This window comes from Burkholderia sp. FERM BP-3421 (assembly GCF_028657905.1).
In the GTDB taxonomy this organism is placed as follows: domain Bacteria; phylum Pseudomonadota; class Gammaproteobacteria; order Burkholderiales; family Burkholderiaceae; genus Burkholderia.
On record NZ_CP117782.1, the window covers coordinates 48,737 to 63,552 of the forward strand.

Genomic DNA, 14,816 nt, shown 5'->3' on the forward strand with positions numbered 1-14,816 from the left:
CTTTTTGCCGTTCTCCGGGCCGCATCGCGATAAAATCCCCCCTTTCTGCCCCTGCCGGCCGTTCGCCGGCTTTTTTTCAGCGTGCAAAAGATTCTGATCGTGCGGGTGTCGTCGCTGGGCGACGTCGTGCACAACATGCCGGTGATCGCCGATATCCGGCGCCGGCATCCCGATGCGCAAATCGACTGGCTCGTCGAGGAAAGCTTCGCCGACCTCGTGCGGCTCGTCGACGGCGTGCGCAACGTCCTGCCGTTCTCGCTGCGCCGCTGGCGCAAGCGGCTCGGCTCGGGCGCGACCTGGCGCGAGATCGGCGCGTTCCGGCGCCGGCTCGCCGAGGAGCACTACGATCTCGTGATCGATTGCCAGGGCCTGATCAAGACCGCGTGGATCGCGAGCTGGGCGCGCGGCCCGCTCGTCGGGCTCGGCAACCGGACCGACGGCGCGGGCTACGAGTGGCCGGTGCGCTTCTTCTACGACCGGCGCGTGCCGATCGCGCCGCGCACCCACGTGGTCGAGCGCTCGCGCCAGCTGGCCGCGGCCGCGCTCGGCGATCCGGCGCCCGCGCCCACCGATCCGATCGCGTTCGGCCTCGACACGGGCGCGGCGGCGCGCGCGCTGGCGGCGCTCGACCTGAACCTGCCGGTGCCCTACGTGGTGTTCGTGCATGCGACCTCGCGCGCCGACAAGCAGTGGCCGGACGCCGCGTGGCGCGAGCTGGGCCAGGCGCTGGTGCGGCGCGGCGCGTCGCTCGTGCTGCCGTGGGGCAACGAGGCCGAGCGGATCACGAGCGAGCGGCTCGCGGCGGGCTTCGGCGCGGCCGCGATCGTGCCGCCGCGCCTGTCGCTGCCCGCGGTGGTGGGCCTGATCGACGGCGCGGCCGCGACCGTCGGGGTTGACACAGGTCTGGTTCACATTGCCGCCGCGCTGAAGCGGCCGACCGTCGAACTGTACAATTTCGCCACGGCCTGGCGCACCGGCGGCTACTGGTCGCCCAACGTCGTCAATCTCGGCACGGCCGGCCAGCCGGCGTCGCTGGCGCAGGTCCAGGCCGCGCTCGAGGCATTCGGCCTCCTGTAATTCACCCAGGCGATCATGAGCGAATCCCAGATCATCGAAGTGGCGTCCGCGGATTGGAGCGGGCGCAATCTTTCCGTGCCGCGCGAGCAGCTGCTCGCCGCGGTCGAGACCGGCAAGGTGCTGTACTTTCCGAACCTGCGCTTCGCGATCGAAGGCGGCGAGGAAGCGCTGCTCGATCCCGCGCTCGCGGACCCGAAGCGCAAGAACATCAGCCTCGCGCCGAACGGCGGCGCGCTCGCGGGCGTGCTCGGCGACAGCGTCATGCAGTCGGCGGTGCGCGCGCTCGTCGCGCGCTTCCAGCAGCAGGCGGGCTCGCTCGTCGACGGCCTCTTTCCCGAGTATCGCGGCCGGCTGCGCGTCGCGCCGACGAGCCTGCGCCTGATGCAGGTCGAGACCCGCCAGACGTCCTGGCGCAAGGACGACAGCCGGCTCCACGTCGACGCGTTCCCGTCGCGGCCGAACTACGGCGAGCGGATCCTGCGCGTGTTCACCAACGTGAATCCGGCCGGCGCGCCGCGCGTGTGGCGGGTCGGCGAGCCGTTCGAGGCGGTCGCGCGGCGCTTTTTGCCGCACATCAGGCCGCAGCTGCCGGGCGCCGCGTGGCTGTTCGACCTGCTGCACGTGACGAAGTCGAAGCGCAGCGCGTACGACCACCTGATGCTGAACCTGCATGACCGCATGAAGGCCGATCTCGACTACCAGCGCGACAGCGCGCAGGAAACCATGCCGTTCCCGCCCGGCAGCGTGTGGATCTGCTTCTCCGACCAGACCTCGCACGCGGTGATGTCCGGACAATTCATGATGGAGCAGACCTTCTTCCTGCCCGTCGAGGCGATGGCGCGCCCCGAGTGCGCGCCGCTCGGCATCCTCGAGCGCCTGCAAGGCAGGGCGCTGGTTTGAGCGCGCGCCTCTCGATGCGGGCGGGCTCGCGATGCTGAGGGCGATCTATCGCGCTTTGTGGTGGATCGTCGCGCCGCTCGCCGTGCTGCGGCTGTGGGTGCGTTCGCGGCGCGAGCGCGGCTATCGCGAGCACATCGCCGAGCGCTTCGGCCGTCGCGACGCGCATGCGCTGGCCGCGCGCGGCCCGGACGACGCCGCGCCGCTGATCTGGATTCATGCGGTGTCGGTCGGCGAAACGCGCGCCGCGCAGCCGCTCGTCGAGGCCCTGCTGGCCGCGCGGCCCGACGCGAAGATCCTGCTGACCCACATGACGCCCGGCGGCCGCGCGACGGGCGAACAGCTGTTCGGCGCGCGCGTGCTGCGCTGCTATCTGCCGTACGACATGCCGCACCTGGTGCGCCGGTTCCTGCGCGCGTGGCGGCCGGCGCTCGGCCTCGTGATGGAGACCGAGGTGTGGCCGACGCTGATCGACGAATGCCGTCGCGCGGACGTGCCGCTCGTGCTGACCAATGCGCGGATGTCGGCGCGCTCGTACCGGCGCGCCGCGCGCTTCGGCGCGGCGGCGCGCGACGTGTTCGGCGGCTTCGCGCGGGTGCTCGCGCAGAGCCCGGCTGACGCGGAGCGCCTGAGCGCGCTGGGCGCGCGCCAGGTCGCGGTGCTCGGCAACCTGAAATTCGACATGACGACGCCGCCCGAACTGGCGGCGCGCGGGCGCGCCTGGCGCGCCGCGATCGGCGCGCGGCCGGTGTGGGTCGCGGCGAGCACGCGGGAAGGCGAGGAAGCGCTGGTGCTGCAGGCGTTCGCGGCGCTCGCGACGCCGGGTGCGCTGCTGATCCTCGTGCCGCGTCATCCGCAGCGTTTCGACGAGGTGGCGGCGCTGGTCGAGCGCTGCGGCCTCAGCTGCGCGCGCCGCTCCGCGTGGGCGCCCGGCGCGGCGCCGGCGGCGTCCGAGCGCGTGGCGCCCGCCGCGCTGCCGGCCGACGTCGCGGTGCTGCTCGGCGATTCGATGGGCGAGCTGGGTGCGTACTACGCGGCGTCCGACGTCGCGTTCATCGGCGGCAGCTTGCTGCCGCTCGGCGGCCAGAACCTGATCGAGGCCTGCGCGGTCGGCGTGCCGGTGCTGATCGGGCCGCACGTGTTCAATTTCACGCAGGCCACGGCCGACGCCGTCGCGGCCGGCGCGGCCGAGCAGGTGCGCGATCCCGCGGATCTCGCGCGCGCGCTCGACGCGCTGTTCGCCGATCGCGCCCGGCGCGTCGCGATGGGCGCGGCGGCCGCCGCGTTCGCCGCGCGCCATCGCGGCGCGACCGCGCGCACGCTCGACGTGCTGCTCGCGCGCCTGCCCGATCCCGCGTAAGCGTTCGACGCGCGCGGCCTGCCGGCTACAGCCGCAGCAGGCCGCGCCGCTCGATGAACGCGACCACCTCGGCCACGCCGTCGAGCGTCTTCAGATTGGTCATCACGTAAGGGCGCGCGGCGCGCATCTTCTCCGTATCCGCGGCCATGACCTCGAGGCTCGCGCCGACCATCGGCGCGAGATCGGTCTTGTTGATCACGAGCAGGTCCGACTTGGTGATGCCGGGGCCGCCCTTGCGCGGGATCTTCTCGCCGCCCGCGACGTCGATCACGTAGATCGTCAGGTCCGACAGCTCGGGGCTGAAGGTCGCGGCCAGGTTGTCGCCGCCCGATTCGATGAACACGATGTCCGCGTCGGGGAAGCGCGCGAGCATGCGTTCCACGGCTTCCAGGTTGATCGACGCGTCCTCGCGGATCGCCGTGTGCGGGCAGCCGCCCGTCTCGACCCCCATGATCCGTTCCTCGGGCAGCGCGCCCGCCACGGTCAGCAGGCGCTGGTCTTCCTTCGTGTAGATGTCGTTGGTGATCGCGACGAGGTCGTACTGCGCGCGCATCGCCTTGCACAGCATTTCGAGCAGCGTGGTCTTGCCGGAGCCGACCGGGCCGCCGATGCCGACGCGCAGCGGCGGCAGCTTCTTGGTGCGACGGGCTGGGGAGGAGGGCGAGGATGCATTCATGATCGTGGGCTCAGGAGCGGAACAGCCGGGAGTATTGCGCTTCGTGACGCGCGGACAGGATGCCGAGCTGCGGCGCGAAGGTGTTGAGCGCGTCGGGCGCGATGGCGAGCGCGCGCGCCACGGCATCGCGGATCGGCGCGCGCAGCGCGACCAGGATCTTCTGGCCGGCCAGCTGGCCGAGCGGCACGGCCTTCAAGGCGGCGGCGGTCTGGTTCTCGATCCAGCCGAAGGCATAGGCGGTCAGCGTCGCGTCGGCGCGCGCGTCGTGCGCGGCGGCCGCGAACGCGAACGCAGTCGGCAGCGCGATCGGCCTGAGCGCGGCGAGCGTCGCGCGGCGCGCCGCGTCGCCCCATTCGAGCGACGCGCACAGCTGCGCGAGCGACCAGCCCATCTGTTCGGTCTCGCGCCGCAGCTCCGACGACTCCCGGCTCGCGACGAACTCCTCGTTGGCCGCCGCGAGCCCGGGCGCGTCGTGCTCGCGCCAGCGCGCGAGCTGGTGCGCGACGAACGGCAGCTCGCCGTGCGCGAGCACGTCCGCGAGGCCGCTCGCGATCCAGTCGCGCGCGCTGTCGGCGTCGCGGATCAGCTGCGCGTCGAGCGCGGCTTCCAGCCCCTGCGAATAGCTGAATGCGCCGATCGGCAGCGCCGGCGAGGCGAGATGCAGCAGCGCGAGCAGTTCAGCGGTGTCCATGGCCGTGCGTATGCGAGCACGACGGGCCATGCTGGTGGTCGTGGTCGTGGTCGTGGTCGTGGTCGTGCGAGTGCGAGTGCGAGTGCGAGTGCGAGTGCCCGTGGCGTTCGTCGAACACCTGCTGCGCGAGCGCATAGTCCTCCGCGAAGCTCGCGTCGTGGCCGTGGCGATGGCCGCCGCCGTATGCGCCGGCCTCCGGATGGAACGGCGCGTCGACCCGCTCGACCGTCGCACCGACCCGCGCGAGCATGTCGGCCAGCACCGGATCGTATTCGAGCGTCAGGCGGTCCGCGCCGATCTCGACGGGCGTGTGCCGGTTGCCGAGGTGGTACGCGGCGCGCGTGAGCGTGAGCGGGTCCGGCGCGCGCACGCGCAGCACCGCCTCGGCGGCCGCCGCGACGCGCACGAGGCCGCCGTCGTCCGCGACCAGCACGTCGCCGTCGCGCAGGATGGTGCCGCGCGGCAGCAGCAGCGCGACCGCCTCGCCGTCGTCGAGGGTCGCGGCGAGCCGGCTGCGGCAGCGCGCGTCGTAGGGGAGCGTGAGCACCGGCGCGCGCGCGACGAGCGAGGCGGCGAGTTTCACGTGCGGAGCGATGCGTTTGTCGAGCGTGCGCATGGGCGGAAGCGGAAACGTCAGAACAGGAAATAGCGCTGCGCCATCGGCAGCACGGTCGCGGGTTCGCAGGTCAGCAGCTGGCCGTCGGCCACCACGTCGTAGGTCTCGGGATCGACGCTGATCGACGGCCGCCATGCGTTGTGGATCATGTCGGCCTTGGTCACGGTGCGGCAGCCGCGCACCGGCACCACGCGCTTCGCGAGCCCGTAGCGCGCGGCGATGCCGGCGTCCGCCGCGAGCTGCGACACGAAGGTGAGCGAGGTGCGCGCGAGCGCGCCGCCGCGCGTGGCGAACATCTCGCGGTAGTGGACCGGCTGCGGCGTCGGGATCGACGCGTTCGGGTCGCCCATCTGGGCCAGCGCGATCATGCCGCCCTTGAGCACCATCGCGGGCTTGACGCCGAAGAACGCGGGCTCCCACAGCACGAGATCCGCCCACTTGCCGGGCTCGATCGAGCCGACCTCGTGCGCGATGCCGTGCGTGAGCGCCGGATTGATCGTGTACTTCGCGACGTAGCGCTTGGCGCGGAAATTGTCGTTGCGCGCGCCGTCCCCGGGCAGCGCGCCGCGCTGCACCTTCATCTTGTGCGCCGACTGCCAGGTGCGGAGGATCACCTCGCCCACCCGTCCCATCGCCTGCGAATCCGACGACACCATCGACAGCGCGCCGAGGTCGTGCAGGATGTCCTCGGCCGCGATCGTCTCGCGGCGGATCCGCGATTCGGCGAAGGCGAGATCCTCGGCGATCGACGGGTCGAGGTGGTGGCACACCATCAGCATGTCGAGATGCTCGTCGAGCGTGTTGATCGTGTAGGGCCGGGTCGGATTGGTCGACGAGGGCAGCACGTTCAGCTCGCCGCACACCTTGAGGATGTCGGGCGCATGGCCGCCGCCCGCGCCCTCGGTGTGGTAGGTGTGGATCGTGCGGCCCTTGAACGCCGCGACCGTCGATTCGACGAAGCCGGCTTCGTTGAGCGTGTCGGTGTGGATCGCGACCTGGGTGTCGGTGTCGTCGGCCACCGACAGGCAGGTGTCGATCGCGGCCGGCGTGGTGCCCCAGTCCTCGTGCAGCTTGAGGCCGATCGCGCCCGCCGCGATCTGCTCGACGAGCGGCTGCGCGAGGCTTGCATTGCCCTTGCCGAGGAAGCCGAGATTGATCGGCCAGCCGTCGGCCGCCTGCAGCATGCGCTCCAGGTGCCAGGGCCCGGGCGTGCAGGTGGTCGCGTTGGTGCCGGCCGCGGGGCCGGTGCCGCCGCCCAGCATGGTCGTGACGCCCGAGGCGAGCGCTTCCTCGATCTGCTGCGGGCAGATGAAGTGGATGTGCGTATCGATGCCGCCCGCGGTCACGATCATGCCTTCGCCCGCGATGATCTCGGTGGCCGCGCCGATCGCGATCGTCACGCCGGGCTGGATGTCCGGATTGCCGGCCTTGCCGATCGCCGCGATCCGGCCGCCCTTCAGCGCGATGTCCGCTTTCACGATGCCCCAGTGATCGAGGATCACCGCGTTGGTGATCACGGTGTCGGCGACCTCGGCGGCGTTGCGCTGCGACTGGCCCATGCCGTCGCGGATCACCTTGCCGCCGCCGAATTTCACTTCTTCGCCGTAGATCGTGCAGTCGCGCTCGATCTCGATCAACAGCTCGGTATCCGCGAGGCGCACGCGGTCGCCCGTGGTCGGGCCGAACATTTCCGCGTACGCGCGGCGGCTCAGGCGCAGTGTCATGGTGGGAATTCCGTGGAGGAGCGGGCGCGGCGCTTACAGCGGCCCCGCCACCTTGCCTTGAAAGCCGTGCACGATGCGCGCGCCGGCCAGCTCGACCAGCTCGACCGTGCGCGTCTGGCCCGGCTCGAAGCGCACGGCCGTGCCGGCCGCGATGTTGAGCCGGAAGCCGCGCGCGGCCGCGCGATCGAACGCCAGCGCATCGTTGACTTCGTGGAAGTGATAGTGGGAGCCGACCTGCACGGGCCGGTCGCCGGCGTTCGCCACCGTCAGCACGATCGTGTGGCGGCCCACGTTGAGTTCGTGCTCGCCGGGGTCGGTCAGGATTTCGCCCGGAATCATGCGGCCTCCACGGCGGCGGGGGGACAACGGTCACGCATGGCGGCCTTCACGGAATCGGATGGTGGACGGTGACGAGCTTCGTGCCGTCGGGAAAGGTCGCTTCGACCTGGATGTCGGGAATCATCTCCGGCACGCCGTCCATCACGTCGTCGCGGTTCAGGAGCGTGGTGCCGTAGTGCATGACTTCCGCGACGGTCCTGCCGTCGCGCGCCGCTTCCATCAGCGCGGCGGTGATGAACGCGACCGCCTCCGGATAGTTGAGCTTCAGCCCGCGCGCCCGGCGACGCTCCGCGAGCAGCGCGGCGGTGAAGATCAACAGCTTGTCCTTTTCGCGGGGCGTCAGCTTCATGAAAGATCGATTATCAGGAAAACGTAATATATTTGCGCGCGCAACCGTCTCGATCGCGCGCGGCTATCGTAGCACCGCATGCGGCGTCGCGGCACATGACAGATCACGTGTATCAGCAAGGGACATGCCATGCCGGATTTCGGCGCGGTTGCGCGTCGCGGCGGTGCCCGGCCGCACCGCGTTGGCGCGGTGCGGCCCGGAGGTGCGTCAGCGTGGTGCGGATTTCAGGTTTGCCACAGTCGCAGCGGCATCGCGTCGACGCCGTGCACGCGCGGACGCAGTTGCATCCACAACTGCGTGAACAGCTGCTGGAGCGCTTCGGTCGAATGCGCGAGCGCGCGCACGATCACGACGCCGGGCGTCACGCAGGTCGCGCCGGCGCGCAGCGCGGCGTCGAACGGCAGGGCGGGCGCGAGCGCTTCGGCGAGCGCCGCGTCGCAGGCGTCGCCGAGCGCCCACAGCGTGCCGTACACGGGGAAGCCGTCGAGCCCTTGCAGCGCGTCGCGCAGCGGGTCGTCGGCCTGCAGGTGGGCGCGCTCGACCCACAGCGCGGCGCCGTCGGCGCCCGCGAAGCGCGCGTAGGAAGCGATCCGCCCCGCGCGCCAGGTTTCGCCGGCCGCCTGCCTGCCGAGCTGCGACACGTCCCAGCCGAGCGCGCTCGCGCCCGCACCGAGACGCAGCGTGAATTCGAGCGACGCGTGCGTGGCATCGAAGAACAGGTTGTTCTGCGGCAGCCAGTCGAGCTTCGCGCGCGCGCCGACGTCGAGCGCGATGCGCTGGCGCGCGTCGAGATCGTTCGACTTGTACCACTTGGTCGCGCCGGGCGTGGTCAGCACCGCGTGCGCGTCGTCGCCGAGCCGGATCCGCACGTCGAGGCGGTCGCCGCCCGCGACGCCGCCGGGCGGATGCACGATCACCGCATGGCAGACGGCCTCGCCTTCCGGGTAGAGCGCGCGCTGCACGCGCAGCGGGCCGTCGTGCAGCCGGTGCGTGAGGGTCGTGCGCGCGCCGCGCCGCTCGAAACCGAGTTCGAGGCGGGCGCGCCACGACTTGGCGGAGGCGGGGCGGGCGGGTGGGGATCGTGGGCGGACATCGGCGCAATCGGGACAAACGGCGCGCCCATGCTACAGGATGCGCGGCGGTTCGGCACGAGGGCTTTGCGCGGCGAGTCGCACGCGGCGTATCCGGTGCGGTCGGCGCGCGGCGGATCGGCCCGGGTCAACACCGCCGACACCGCTCACACCGCGATCAACTCGCGCACGCCATGCGCCTCCATATCGCGGCCCGCGCCGCCCGCGACGATCTCGCCCCGGCTCATCACCCAGTAGTGGTCCGCGATCGCCCGTGCGAAATCGTAATACTGCTCGACCAGCAGCACCGTCATCCCCGCTTCCTCGACCAGCTGCCGCAGCGTGCGGCCGATGTCCTGGATGATCGACGGCTGGATGCCCTCGGTCGGTTCGTCGAGGATCAGCAGCTCCGGCTCGCTCATCAGCGCGCGGCCGATCGCGAGCTGCTGTTGCTGGCCGCCCGACAGGTCGCCGCCGCGGCGCGCGCGCATGTCCTTCAGCACCGGGAACAGGCGATAGATGCGTTCGGGGATCCGCGCGGGCGCCTTGCGGCTCGCCGCGCCGACCAGCAGGTTTTCCTCGACGGTCAGCCGCGGAAAGATGTCGCGGCCCTGCGGCACGTAGGCGAGGCCCGCCCCGACGCGCGCATAAGGCGGCAGCGCGCCGAGCGCGCGCTCGCGCCATGCGATGCGGCCGCTCTGCGCGGGCACCACGCCCATCAGGCAGCGCAGCAGCGTGGTCTTGCCGACGCCGTTGCGGCCGAGCAGCACGGTCAGCTCGCCCGCGCGCGCCGACAGGCCCACGTTGCGCAGGATATGGCTGCCGCCGTAGTACTGGTTGAGACCTTCGATCGTCAGCATCGCTTCATCGTCCCAGATAAGACTCGATCACCGTTTCGTCGCGCTTGACCTGGTCGAGCGTGCCCTGCGCGAGCACCGCGCCCTCGGCCATCACCGTCACGCGGCCCGTCTCGCCCGCGAGCGCGGCGACGAATTCCATGTCGTGCTCGACCACCATCATCGAGCAGCTGCCGCGCAGTGTGTTCAGCAGCTCGGCGAGCGCCATCGTCTCGTGGTCGGTCATGCCGGCCGCCGGCTCGTCGAGCAGCAGCAGCGCCGGACGCTGCATCAGCAGCATGCCGATCTCGAGCCGCTGCTTCTGGCCGTGCGACAGCTCGCCCGCGAGCCGATAGGCGCTGTCTTCGAGGCGGATCAGCGCGAGCGTCTCCTCGATGCGCGCCTGTGCCGCGCGATCGAGCCGCGCGCGCAGCGACGCGAACCAGCGCTTGTCGGTCTGCATCGCCAATTCGAGGTTTTCCCACACCGGATGCTGCTCGAACACGGTCGGCTTCTGGAACTTGCGGCCGATTCCCACGCGCGCGATCTCCGGCTCGTTGAGCCGGGTCAGGTCGAGGGTCTGGCCGAGGAACACCTTGCCGGCGTCGGGGCGGGTCTTGCCGGTGATGACGTCCATCATCGTCGTCTTGCCCGCGCCGTTCGGCCCGATCACGCAGCGCAGCTCGCCCGCGTCGATCGAGAGCGACAGCTTGTTCAGCGCGCGGAAGCCGTCGAAGCTCACCTCGACGTCGTCGAGATACAGGATCGTGCCGTGCGAGGTGTCGATCGCGCCGGGCGTGACCGGCCGCGCGAGCGAGGCGCTGCCGCTGACGGCGCGCAGGTCGGGCTCGCCCGCAGGGGCGTGGGCTGCGTTCATGAGCGATCTCCCTGGCGGCGCATCGAATCGAGCAGGCCCATGATGCCGCGCGGCAGCAGCAGCGGCACCAGCACGAAGATGAGCCCGAGGAACAGCAGCCAGTACTCGGCGAAATACGCGGTGAACACGCTCTTCGCGCCGTTGACCGCGAACGCGCCGATGATCGGGCCGATCAGCGTGCCGCGCCCGCCGACCGCGACCCAGATCGCCATCTCGATTGAATTGCCCGGCGACATCTCGCCGGGGTTGATGATGCCGACCTGCGGCACGTACAGCGCGCCCGCGATGCCGCACAGCACGGCGGATACGGTCCACACGAACAGCTTGTAGGCGAGCGGGCTGTAGCCGAGGAACATGAGCCGCGTCTCGCCGTCGCGCACCGCGGTGACGACCCGCCCGAGCTTGCTCGTGACGATCGCGCGCGCGCCGACGAAGGCCAGCACGAGGGTCGCGAAGGTCAGCAGGAACAGCGCGGTGCGGGTGCCGGGCGAGGTGATCGCGAAGCCCGCGATGCGCTTGAAGTCGGTGAAGCCGTTGTTGCCGCCGAAGCCGGTCTCGTTGCGATAGAACAGCAGCATCGCGGCGAAGGTCAGCGCCTGCGTGATGATCGACAGGTAGACGCCCTTCACGCGCGAGCGGAACGTGAAGTAGCCGAACACCCAGGCGACGAGCGCGGGCGCGGCGATCACCAGCAGCAGCGCGTAGGCGAGATGGCCGGTGCCGCTCCAGTACCACGGCAACTGGTGCCAGTCGAGGAACACCATGAAGTCGGGCAGGTCACTGCCGTACTTGCCGTCGCGGCCGATCGCGCGCATCAGGTACATGCCGATCGCGTAGCCGCCGAGCGCGAAGAAGAGCCCGTGGCCGAGGCTCAGGATTCCGCAGTAGCCCCACACGAGATCGAGCGCGAGCGCCGCGATCGCGTAGCACATGAGCTTGCCGGCCAGCGTCATCGCATACGCGGACAGATGGAGCGCGCTGGTTTCCGGCGCCACCAGCGCGGCGAGCGGCACGCCGACGCCGACCGCGAGGCACAGCGCGACGAGCGCGCGCCACGCGCGCGGGGACAGCAGCGCGGGGCGCGGCGGCAGGCCGAGCGCGAAGCCGTCGGCGGCGGCGCCGGCGGGCGGCGCGGGCGCATCGCGCGTGCCGGACAGGGATGAGGTGAGCGATGTCATGTCAGGCCTCCGCGCTGCGCCCCTTCAGGGCGAACAGGCCTTGCGGCCGCTTCTGGATGAACAGCACGATCATCGCGAGCACGATGATCTTCGCGAGCACGGCGCCCCAGAACGGTTCGATCGCCTTGCTCGCGAGCCCGAGCCCGAAGCCGCCGAGCACGGTGCCGGCGAGCTGGCCGACGCCGCCCAGCACGACGGCCATGAACGAATCGATGATGTAGCCCTGGCCGAGATCCGGGCCGACATTGCCGACCTGCGACAGCGCGCAGCCGCCGAGGCCCGCGATGCCCGCGCCGAACGCGAACGCATAGGCGTCGACGCGTGCGGTGCGCACGCCGACGCAGGCGGCCATGCGCCGGTTCTGCGTGACCGCGCGCACGAACAGGCCGAGCCGGGTGCGGTTCAGCACGGCCCATGCGATGCCGACCACGAGCAGCGCGAACGCGAGGATCGCGAGCCGGTTGTACGGCAGGATCACGTTCTGCATCACGGTGACGCCGCCGCTCATCCACGCGGGATTCTCGACCTGCACGTTCTGCGCGCCGAACAGCATGCGGGTCGCCTGGATCAGGATCAGGCTCACGCCGAAGGTCGCGAGCAGCGTTTCGAGCGGGCGGCCGTACAGGTGGCGCAGCACCGTGCGTTCGAGCACGATGCCGACCGCCGCCGCGGCGCAGAACGACGCGGGCACGGCGAGCAGCGGATACCAGTCGAACGCGCCGGGCAGGTAGCGTTGCACGAGCGTCTGCACGACGTAGGTCGCGTAGGCGCCGATCATCAGGAATTCGCCGTGCGCCATGTTGATCACGCCGATCAGGCCGTAGGTGATGGCGAGGCCGAGCGCCGCGAGCAGCAGCACGCTGCCGAGCGACAGCCCGGCGAACAGCGTGCCGACGATCTCGCCGCGGCGCTGGATCGCGTGCAGGGCGTCGAGGCCTTGCTGCGCGGCGGCGCGCACGGCGGCGTCGGGTTCCGCCCAGCCGCCGTCGGCGCGCTTCGCGACGAGCGGGCGCAACTGCTCGATCATGTCGAGATCATGGCGGGCGGCGACGAGCTGCACCGCTGCGAGCCGCTTCGCGGGATCGGGGTCATGCAGCGCGGCGATCGCCCACAGCGCATCGAGGCGGCGCTTGAGCGCGGGATCGGTTTCGCGCGCGCGGGCCGCGTCGATCAGCGGCTTCAACGACGGGTCGGGATTCTTCAGCAATGCGTCGAGCGCGCTGCGCCGCGCGGCGGGATCGGGCGAGCCGAGATCGAGCGCCGCGAGCGCGTTCGCGAGCTTGGAGCGCAACAGGTTGTTGAGCAGCACGGGCTGCGCGTTGCCCGCCGCGACGGCGGCTTGCGTGAGCGCGTCGCGCGCGGCGTCGCCTTGCTGGATCAGCAGGCGGCCGTCGTCGGTCGCGAGCGCGTCGCCGTCGGCGAGCGCGTGCAGCAGCGCGACGGCGGCCGGGTCGCCGGCGGCGGCCAGATGATCGACCGCGACGGCCTTCGCATCGAAATCGTCGCCGGCAAGCGCGGCGGCGTCGGCCGCCGTGAGCGCGTGCGCGGGCACGGCCGCGGCGAGCGCGAGGAGCGTCGCGAGCGCGGCGCACGCGCGGACGACGCGGGAAGAGAGCATCGGCATCAGGGTTTCCTGGCGAACTCGGAGGGCGCGCGCGGCCGGGCCGCGCGCGAGCGGGGCGTCAGGCGACGCGGGCGCGGCGCAGGAACGCGGGGATCGAGGCGACCACGTCGGGCTTGCCCTGGTTGCCCGCGATGTACGGGCTCCACGGCTGCGCGCGCAGCGCGGTCTTGGTGCGCCACACGACGTTGAATTGGCCGTCGCCGCGGATCTCGCCGATCATCACGGGCTTGTGCAGGTGATGGTTGCCGTCCATCGTCAGCGTGAAGCCCGACGGGGCGGCGAAGCTCTGGCCGATCATCGCGGCGCGCACCTTGTCGACGTCGGTGCTCTTCGCCTTCTCGACGGCCTGCTTCCACAGATGGATGCCGACATAGGTCGCTTCCATCGGATCGTTGGTCACGCGCTTCGCGCCGCCGGGCAGGTTCTGCGACTGCACCCACGCGGCGAACCGCGACTTGAACTTCGTGTTGGTCGGATTGCGCACCGACATGAAGTAGTTCCAGGCGGCGAGGTGGCCGACCAGCGGCTTCGCATCGATGCCGCGCAGCTCCTCCTCGCCGACCGAGAAGGCGACCACCGGCACGTCGGTCGCCTTCAGCCCCTGGTTGCCGAGTTCCTTGTAGAACGGCACGTTCGAGTCGCCGTTGATGGTCGAGATCACGGTGGTCTTGCCGCCCTGCGCGAAGGTCTTGATGTTCGCGACGATGGTCTGGTAATCGCTGTGACCGAAGGGCGTGTAGACCTCCTGAATGTCGGCGTCCTTCACGCCCTTCGATTTCAGGAACGCGCGCAGGATCTTGTTGGTCGTGCGCGGATAGACGTAGTCGGTGCCGAGCAGGAAGAAGCGCTTCGCGCCGCCGCCCTCGGCGCTCATCATGTACTCGACGGCCGGCAGCGCCTGCTGGTTCGGCGCGGCGCCCGTGTAGAACACGTTGCGCGACATCTCCTCGCCTTCGTACTGCACCGGGTAGTAGAGCAGCCCGTTCAGCTCCTCGAACACCGGCAGCACCGACTTGCGCGACACCGAGGTCCAGCAGCCGAACACGCACGCGACCTTGTCCCGGGTGAGCAGCTGGCGCGCTTTTTCCGCGAACAGCGGCCAGTTCGATGCGGGATCGACGACCACCGGCTGCAACTGCCGGCCGAGCACGCCGCCGCCCTGGTTGATCTCGGCGATCGTCATCAGCGCGGTGTCCTTCAGCGACGTCTCGGAGATCGCCATCGTGCCCGACAGCGAGTGCAGGATGCCGATCTTGATCGGACCGCCCGCGTCCGCGGCGTGGGCGAGCGGGAGGCGGTTCACGAGCGCGAGCGCGCCCGCCATCGAGCCGAATTTCAACAGACTGCGGCGTTTCATCGGGTTCCCCTTGACGTGTTGGCTGGGTCGCGCACCGTAACGGACGCGCAACGCTCAGCACTACGCAAGGCATGTGCCAGATCGCCCGCCGCGGGGCGCGGCGCGTGCGGGGACGGGGGCCGCGCGAAGATCGGCGGGCGGCGTG

Annotated in this window: 14 protein-coding genes and 1 pseudogene; 3 read left to right on the plus strand and 12 right to left on the minus strand. The window is 71.0% G+C overall.

Annotation, left to right across the window (positions count from 1 at the left end; genetic code table 11):
- The first annotated feature begins 81 nt into the window (after window positions 1-81).
- The 3 genes from waaC to waaA are packed head-to-tail and all read left to right on the plus strand — an operon-like array spanning window position 82 to window position 3,334.
- Window positions 82-1,077, plus strand: a complete 996-nt coding sequence (waaC, locus tag Bsp3421_RS16335; protein ID WP_274001597.1) for a lipopolysaccharide heptosyltransferase I — start codon at window positions 82-84, stop codon at window positions 1,075-1,077.
- Window positions 1,078-1,092: 15 nt separating this feature from the next.
- Window positions 1,093-1,977 carry a Kdo hydroxylase family protein gene (locus Bsp3421_RS16340; protein ID WP_274001598.1) on the plus strand — a complete coding sequence of 295 codons (885 nt, stop codon included), beginning with the start codon at window positions 1,093-1,095 and terminating at the stop codon, window positions 1,975-1,977.
- Between the two features lie 31 nt (window positions 1,978-2,008).
- Window positions 2,009-3,334 (plus strand): lipid IV(A) 3-deoxy-D-manno-octulosonic acid transferase, encoded by a 1,326-nt coding sequence (waaA, locus tag Bsp3421_RS16345; protein WP_274001600.1) that lies wholly within the window; start codon window positions 2,009-2,011, stop codon window positions 3,332-3,334.
- 25 nt (window positions 3,335-3,359) lie between these two features.
- On the opposite strand, the gene ureG is transcribed toward waaA, so the two are convergent.
- The 12 genes and pseudogenes from ureG to urtA all read right to left on the minus strand — a co-directional run bounded on the left by ureG (window position 3,360) and on the right by urtA (window position 14,671).
- Window positions 3,360-4,010 (minus strand): urease accessory protein UreG, encoded by a 651-nt coding sequence (gene ureG / locus Bsp3421_RS16350; protein ID WP_274001602.1) that lies wholly within the window; start codon window positions 4,008-4,010, stop codon window positions 3,360-3,362.
- Between the two features lie 10 nt (window positions 4,011-4,020).
- Window positions 4,021-4,701, minus strand: coding sequence for an urease accessory protein UreF (locus Bsp3421_RS16355; RefSeq protein WP_274001603.1), 681 nt, complete (start codon window positions 4,699-4,701; stop codon window positions 4,021-4,023).
- Window positions 4,688-5,317: an urease accessory protein UreE gene (gene ureE / locus Bsp3421_RS16360; RefSeq protein WP_274001606.1), complete on the minus strand. Its 630-nt coding sequence runs from the start codon at window positions 5,315-5,317 to the stop codon at window positions 4,688-4,690. Before ureE ends, Bsp3421_RS16355 begins: the two co-directional genes overlap by 14 nt.
- A gap of 17 nt (window positions 5,318-5,334) precedes the next feature.
- Window positions 5,335-7,041 carry an urease subunit alpha gene (ureC, locus tag Bsp3421_RS16365; RefSeq protein ID WP_274001608.1) on the minus strand — a complete coding sequence of 569 codons (1,707 nt, stop codon included), beginning with the start codon at window positions 7,039-7,041 and terminating at the stop codon, window positions 5,335-5,337.
- Between the two features lie 33 nt (window positions 7,042-7,074).
- A complete protein-coding gene (locus Bsp3421_RS16370) occupies window positions 7,075-7,380 on the minus strand; it encodes an urease subunit beta (RefSeq protein ID WP_274001610.1) in 306 nt (101 codons plus the stop codon).
- A gap of 46 nt (window positions 7,381-7,426) precedes the next feature.
- On the minus strand, window positions 7,427-7,729 hold the full coding sequence (locus Bsp3421_RS16375; protein ID WP_274001612.1) for an urease subunit gamma: 303 nt from the start codon (window positions 7,727-7,729) through the stop codon (window positions 7,427-7,429).
- 224 nt (window positions 7,730-7,953) lie between these two features.
- Window positions 7,954-8,822: pseudogene (locus tag Bsp3421_RS16380) on the minus strand (urease accessory protein UreD).
- A 144-nt stretch (window positions 8,823-8,966) separates the two neighbouring features.
- Window positions 8,967-9,659, minus strand: coding sequence for an urea ABC transporter ATP-binding subunit UrtE (urtE, locus tag Bsp3421_RS16385; RefSeq protein WP_274001615.1), 693 nt, complete (start codon window positions 9,657-9,659; stop codon window positions 8,967-8,969).
- A gap of 4 nt (window positions 9,660-9,663) precedes the next feature.
- Complete coding sequence (gene urtD, locus Bsp3421_RS16390; protein WP_274001616.1) at window positions 9,664-10,512, minus strand: urea ABC transporter ATP-binding protein UrtD; 849 nt, start codon at window positions 10,510-10,512, stop codon at window positions 9,664-9,666.
- On the minus strand, window positions 10,509-11,690 hold the full coding sequence (gene urtC / locus Bsp3421_RS16395; protein ID WP_274001618.1) for an urea ABC transporter permease subunit UrtC: 1,182 nt from the start codon (window positions 11,688-11,690) through the stop codon (window positions 10,509-10,511). Before urtC ends, urtD begins: the two co-directional genes overlap by 4 nt.
- A gap of 1 nt (window position 11,691) precedes the next feature.
- Window positions 11,692-13,314 carry an urea ABC transporter permease subunit UrtB gene (urtB, locus tag Bsp3421_RS16400; RefSeq protein ID WP_274001621.1) on the minus strand — a complete coding sequence of 541 codons (1,623 nt, stop codon included), beginning with the start codon at window positions 13,312-13,314 and terminating at the stop codon, window positions 11,692-11,694.
- 58 nt (window positions 13,315-13,372) lie between these two features.
- Window positions 13,373-14,671: an urea ABC transporter substrate-binding protein gene (gene urtA / locus Bsp3421_RS16405; RefSeq protein WP_274001623.1), complete on the minus strand. Its 1,299-nt coding sequence runs from the start codon at window positions 14,669-14,671 to the stop codon at window positions 13,373-13,375.
- Between the last annotated feature and the right edge of the window lie 145 nt (window positions 14,672-14,816).

Excerpts from the sequence above, each read along its gene's own strand:
- Bsp3421_RS16375 (WP_274001612.1), bottom strand. The coding sequence starts at position 7,729 with ATGAAGCTGACGCCCCGCGAAAAGGACAAGCTGTTGATCTTCACCGCC.
- urtE (WP_274001615.1), bottom strand. The coding sequence starts at position 9,659 with ATGCTGACGATCGAAGGTCTCAACCAGTACTACGGCGGCAGCCATATC.
- urtD (WP_274001616.1), bottom strand. The coding sequence starts at position 10,512 with ATGAACGCAGCCCACGCCCCTGCGGGCGAGCCCGACCTGCGCGCCGTC.
- urtA (WP_274001623.1), bottom strand. The coding sequence starts at position 14,671 with ATGAAACGCCGCAGTCTGTTGAAATTCGGCTCGATGGCGGGCGCGCTC.
- waaA (WP_274001600.1), top strand. The coding sequence starts at position 2,009 with ATGCTGAGGGCGATCTATCGCGCTTTGTGGTGGATCGTCGCGCCGCTC.
- urtC (WP_274001618.1), bottom strand. The coding sequence starts at position 11,690 with ATGACATCGCTCACCTCATCCCTGTCCGGCACGCGCGATGCGCCCGCG.
- Bsp3421_RS16355 (WP_274001603.1), bottom strand. The coding sequence starts at position 4,701 with ATGGACACCGCTGAACTGCTCGCGCTGCTGCATCTCGCCTCGCCGGCG.
- Bsp3421_RS16340 (WP_274001598.1), top strand. The coding sequence starts at position 1,093 with ATGAGCGAATCCCAGATCATCGAAGTGGCGTCCGCGGATTGGAGCGGG.
- Bsp3421_RS16370 (WP_274001610.1), bottom strand. The coding sequence starts at position 7,380 with ATGATTCCGGGCGAAATCCTGACCGACCCCGGCGAGCACGAACTCAAC.
- ureE (WP_274001606.1), bottom strand. The coding sequence starts at position 5,317 with ATGCGCACGCTCGACAAACGCATCGCTCCGCACGTGAAACTCGCCGCC.
- ureG (WP_274001602.1), bottom strand. The coding sequence starts at position 4,010 with ATGAATGCATCCTCGCCCTCCTCCCCAGCCCGTCGCACCAAGAAGCTG.
- ureC (WP_274001608.1), bottom strand. The coding sequence starts at position 7,041 with ATGACACTGCGCCTGAGCCGCCGCGCGTACGCGGAAATGTTCGGCCCG.
- urtB (WP_274001621.1), bottom strand. The coding sequence starts at position 13,314 with ATGCCGATGCTCTCTTCCCGCGTCGTCCGCGCGTGCGCCGCGCTCGCG.